Annotated in this window: 4 protein-coding genes; all 4 read left to right on the forward strand. The window is 44.7% G+C overall.

The window, feature by feature from the left end; genetic code table 11:
* A partial coding sequence (locus AC3G2T_RS38525) for a polymorphic toxin type 47 domain-containing protein (RefSeq protein WP_488438793.1) occupies window positions 1–2006 on the forward strand: 2006 nt, incomplete at its 5' end.
* Window positions 2007–2037: 31 nt separating this feature from the next.
* Window positions 2038–2925, forward strand: a complete 888-nt coding sequence (locus AC3G2T_RS38530; RefSeq protein ID WP_488438794.1) for a hypothetical protein — start codon at window positions 2038–2040, stop codon at window positions 2923–2925.
* 579 nt (window positions 2926–3504) lie between these two features.
* A complete protein-coding gene (locus AC3G2T_RS38535; RefSeq protein ID WP_488438795.1) occupies window positions 3505–4365 on the forward strand; it encodes a hypothetical protein in 861 nt (286 codons plus the stop codon).
* Between the two features lie 10 nt (window positions 4366–4375).
* Entirely contained in the window at window positions 4376–4882 is a 507-nt protein-coding gene (locus tag AC3G2T_RS38540; protein ID WP_474687329.1) for a hypothetical protein, read from the forward strand.
* Window positions 4883–5071: the final 189 nt, after the last annotated feature.

Raw genomic sequence — 5071 nt, forward strand, 5'->3', positions numbered from 1 at the left:
GCGAGCAGGTGAAGCTGCATCTGAGCGTGGACCGCGAGCAGTCGAAGGACAAGGCGCACTGGTTCCCGTTCGCACCGGCGACCGGCAGCGCCATGTACAGCATGCCGAAGGCGGGGACTCGCGCGAGCCTGTACATACCCGATGCCGAGGGACGGCAGGCGATCGTCGTAGGGGCGGTGCGCACCAATGGCGGCAGCTGCGCCAAAACAGGCGACCCGAGCAAACGCTACTTCGGGACGGAGCACGGTAGCGAACTGGAGCTGACACCGACAGCGATCAACCTGACGGGCGGGAGCAAAGAGCCGCTGAAGCTGAGCTTCGACGACGCGGTGGGCGTGATGATGACGAGCCACAAGAAGCTGACGCTAAACGCGAAGGCGGACATCTCGCTTTACACGCCCAAGCGTGTGGTCATCTACGCGCAGAGTCAGCTCATGGCGAAGAAGCTGAGCGCGCAAAGCGGCTTCTCGATCGAGAGCGAGTACCACTTTCTCGGAGCCAACGTAAGGGCGGAAGGAAGAGACCGCACCTCGTATGCGCCGTTTGACGACGAGCCGAAGCAAGGGACGCCACCTCCACCGCCCCCGCCGCCGGAGAAAAAGAAGTTTAGCTGGGGGAAGCTGGCGGGCAACGTGTTGGGCGCACTCGCTGTTGTGGCCGTGGTAGCGGTAGTTGCGGCAGTCACCGTAGCGACGTTAGGAGCTGGCGCGGTGGTAATCGGAGCCGTGGCAGCCGGCGTGATGGCAGCGGGAGCCGTCGCAGTAGGAGCGAAAGCAGCCTCGGATGTCCAGCGAGGGGAAGTGAGCGACTTTAGCGATTATTCCCCCGCCGATGCGTTCCGGGAATTGATGAGCGGTGCGACATCCGGTGCGCTGTTCGGACCCATTAAGAAAGCATGGGAAGCGTACAAGGAATTTGATCCGATGAGCGCTGGCATCCTGGCAGGCATCGGCACGGTTGTAGAGGAAACCGTTCTGGGGTTGGCAGACTTGTTATATAAGGAATTGGATTTTGCCGTAAAGAATCCTCTGGAGGCCTTGGAGTTTGTCGCGAACCCAATCGTTTATACAGGCAAATACTACGCCAACAAGGAGCATCGAGATGAGCTGCTGAGAACACTGGCGGGAGTCTGGGAAGGCGTAAAGCGGGATTTCAAGGATGACGTCATCAATGGAGATACCTATAGTCGAAGCAAATATGGCACGGAATTGGTACTTACCATAGCATCCTTTTTCGTCGGTGGCGAGGCAGGAGCAGCATCCAGGGCGATGCAAGCTGAAAAGTTGGCGCTGAGTGGCACGAAGTCGGTGCAGGTGACAGAGATTGCAAATATAAGCGCAAAATCCGATCAGTTTGCACAATTGCTGAGTAAAGAGGGCACAACCCTAGGTAAAAGTTACGCAAAGCTTACCCAGGCTATGAATAAGATTTTGGATGCAGAATTTATTAACCCGTTTGCGCCGCAGAAGGCAGGAATGCTTGGAGGTATACCTGAAACAACAACGTTAAGGGAACTCTTCCAGGAAGCAACGGGGAAAATATCGAATTATATGAAAAGCGAAGGCGATGCCGTCGGCCATGGAAAGGGTGGAGGTGGTTCAGGCTCTAAGGGGACGGGTAAAGGTAATATCAACTATCAATTGAAACCAATTGATTTGGATTGGAGAGGAACGGGTAAAACATTACAAAATGCTGTTGATGAAGCTTTCAAGAGAACAGGTTTTGATAAAAATTTGTTTGAAGTAAGCAAATGGGCCAAAAATGAATTTGGAAAATCTATCCCTGTAGAATGGAAAGGAAAAAAGGGTACAGAGGCTCAGTATGCAGAAGTTAATATTGATTATCCTCACGACCCCAAGTGGGATGAAAATGGACAATGGGCAAGTGGTCCAGATGCTCCCCATGTTGGATGGCAAGTAGGCAAAAAGCAAAGTAAACTAGTAGGACATATACTTATTGATGAAGTGCCTTATGGTCGATCCAAGGTGAAACTAGAAGGAGACTAATAGTAATCGTAAAATAAGGGGAGTGATTAGCATGGATGATATGAGGAGTATTTTAACATCAATATCCGGACTAAGGGAACTTTCGGAGACAGATAGTGAATTGATACGCAAACGAGTTTTTCATATTCATGCTAAAGAGGAAGGGGGATGGCCAATAACAGGAAAATTGAAAAAATATGAGTTCATCATTAATCCCGATTCATGGAGATACATAGAGAATTATATTGGTTCTAGTGGGACGGTTTTATTTTTTGATCCAGAGATTGAATTAGGAGTGTATAAAGTATCTTCAGGAAAGCAAGTAACAGAAACATTCGAGAAGTTTTTAAACAATAGTAATCCGTTCTTAAATTTTTATGCAACAGATATGGAAGCAAGTTATTTAATTGCTTACTCTAAGGGCAATACTGTATTCTACGCGAGTGGAGAAGCAAGACAATGGCTTAAACAATATAAAAGCTTGCAATATGATGAAAGTCTAAGGACATTAGTTAATGTATTTGAGATTTTAAATTTCAGAGCAAACGAATTGTCTAGTATTGAACATCAGGTTTTACTTCAAGAGATTATGAGTAAATATGGTGATTGCGAAGAGGTTGAATGGCCGCTTTATGAACATATTGCTTCAACTTCTGTTTCAATTAGAAATGATGATGCCTGGATGTGGATTGAGGAATATGTAGGAAATAAAGAGGTAGTATTGTTTTTTGATCTTGAAGAATGCGATGTAAGAGGATTTGTATTTTCTGGGGGTCAACAATTGATGGAGTATTTAAATGTTGCACCTTGGGACGATGTTTATGTGACGGATAGGGGGACAAACTATCTGTTATCTTTTAATGGATACAAGCATTTACAAGCTTGGGGAGATGCTAAAGGGTGGTTGAAGAAATACAAGGAATCAGATGATCGGATCTAATTCCTAGGCTTAATGGCTGCCCATCGTACAGCGATTTTGTGTTTAATCGAATATTTGGCAATGGGCATACCAACGAGGTAATGCAGGAAACCGATCCAAAACCTTTCCCTGTCCTGGCCTTGCTGAATCTGCATTTGGTGATAAAAATACAGCTCTGTAACCGGTGCCGAACCAATAACACACTTAACCCATGTAATACCCGTATATAGACTTTGCCAATTCGTTTGTACGCACATCAATGTTTGAATTTTATATATCGCTCCTGCGTTACATCGAGCAGGTCAATTATGGTCAAATACCATCATAATTGGCCTTTCTTTTGTTAGCTGTGTTTTCCCACGGGTTTTTCAAAATCTTTCGCAACTGTAAAATACGCACCCCGATAGGGAGGGCGAAGGGCTAATTCCGCCTCCAAAGCTGCTGAGAACACTGGCGGGAGTCTGGGAAGGCGTAAAGCGGGATTTCAAGGATGACGTCATCAATGGAGATACCTATAGTCGAAGCAAATATGGCACGGAATTGGTACTTACCATAGCCTCCTTTTTCGTCGGTGGCGAGGCAGGAGCAGCATCCAGGGCGATGCAAGCTGAAAAGTTGGTGCTGAGTGGCACGAAGTCGGTGCAGGTGACAGAGATTGCAAATATAAGCGCAAAATCCGATCAGTTTGCACAATTGCTGAGTAAAGAGGGCACAACCCTAGGTAAAAGTTACGCAAAGCTTACCCAGGCTATGAATAAGATTTTGGATGCAGAATTTATTAACCCGTTTGCGCCGCAGAAGGCAGGAATGCTTGGAGGTATACCTGAAACAACAACGTTAAGGGAACTCTTCCAGGAAGCAACGGGGAAAATATCGAATTATATGAAAAGCGAAGGCGATGCCGTCGGCCATGGAAAGGGTGGAGGTGGTTCAGGCTCTAAGGGGACGGGTAATGTTCCACCTATTAAACCTATCGAACCACGGGGCGAACCAATAAAATTTATCCCTAGTTTCAAGCAGGAAGAGATTGCGTTAAAAACATATGAGAAATTAAGAGCATCAGGATTAGATATGCAGGAGATAGAAAAGTTCGCCGGAAATACCGGTTTAAGTTTAGAAGAAGCGGTACAATTAAAGAAACATATGATATTGACTGAGCACATTAACTTAGTAGACACAATTAATGGGAAGTATTATTATAAAGGTTATTTTGATCCCGTAATTGACGTTGCTTATGGATGGGAGCAGGCATTAGTAAGAGAGTTGAATGAAGCGGAAAAAGCGTGGTTTAGGAAACTAGCTGACCATGAGCTAGCAGAAAGTAAAATGATGAAAGATGGATTACCTTACCGCGATATAAATGAATTTAATGGTGGTACGAAGAACGAAAGTACAAAGGGTGCTCACGAGTTGGCACCACCACAGCCTGAAGGTTTCCCAGGTTTCAAACCAAAAATTTGAGGTGATAGAAATGAATGTTAATTTTGAAAAGGCAAAGAAAAGGGTGCAAAGTATTAATTGGGAAATAAGGGATTATGATAAGCCTTCCCACGCTGTTTTAGTAACTGAGTTTATTAGAAGGGGTAATATTTTTTTAGATTCTAATTCCATAGGTGATAACAGGCGTGCAATTTTTAATGCAGTTGAAATTGTTCAGTTTGATGTACCAAGTCATATAAAGGAGAATTATATTGAACAAGACAATTCTAATATTGACTGGGTTGTTGAATACCTTTGTACTTACTATATTGACTGGGCATATGCAGTTGACCAAGAATTACCTATTGCATTGAAATTTCATGATTTATATGATCCAATAATTAAACTTTTTGAGAGGGGCGGAAGAATCGGCTACCACCATAATGAATTAGTATGCGGTACACGTGGATGGCCGCGAAACTCTGGGGCAATTACTAGAGAACTACTGCCACAAGACATAAGCGATGAGGCCCTTAACGCTCTTGATGCGAACAGTTAGGTTCTATAATACGATTAATTTAGTTATTATCCTAAGTTACCATTAGTTCAGTTTATAAAATAATGGTTCTTCCCAGTTTAGCATGACAATAAGCCGTCAATCCTTGTAATAGAACCCCGAAGGGAGATATCTGGGATGACGGAAAACGATATTTTTAATAGAGCTTTGAATTTAGGGACAGGTTGGGAA

The sequence above is a fragment of the Paenibacillus sp. sgz302191 genome, assembly GCF_057749925.1.

Excerpts from the sequence above, each read along its gene's own strand:
- AC3G2T_RS38530 (WP_488438794.1), top strand. The coding sequence starts at position 2,038 with ATGGATGATATGAGGAGTATTTTAACATCAATATCCGGACTAAGGGAA.
- AC3G2T_RS38535 (WP_488438795.1), top strand. The coding sequence starts at position 3,505 with ATGCAAGCTGAAAAGTTGGTGCTGAGTGGCACGAAGTCGGTGCAGGTG.
- AC3G2T_RS38540 (WP_474687329.1), top strand. The coding sequence starts at position 4,376 with ATGAATGTTAATTTTGAAAAGGCAAAGAAAAGGGTGCAAAGTATTAAT.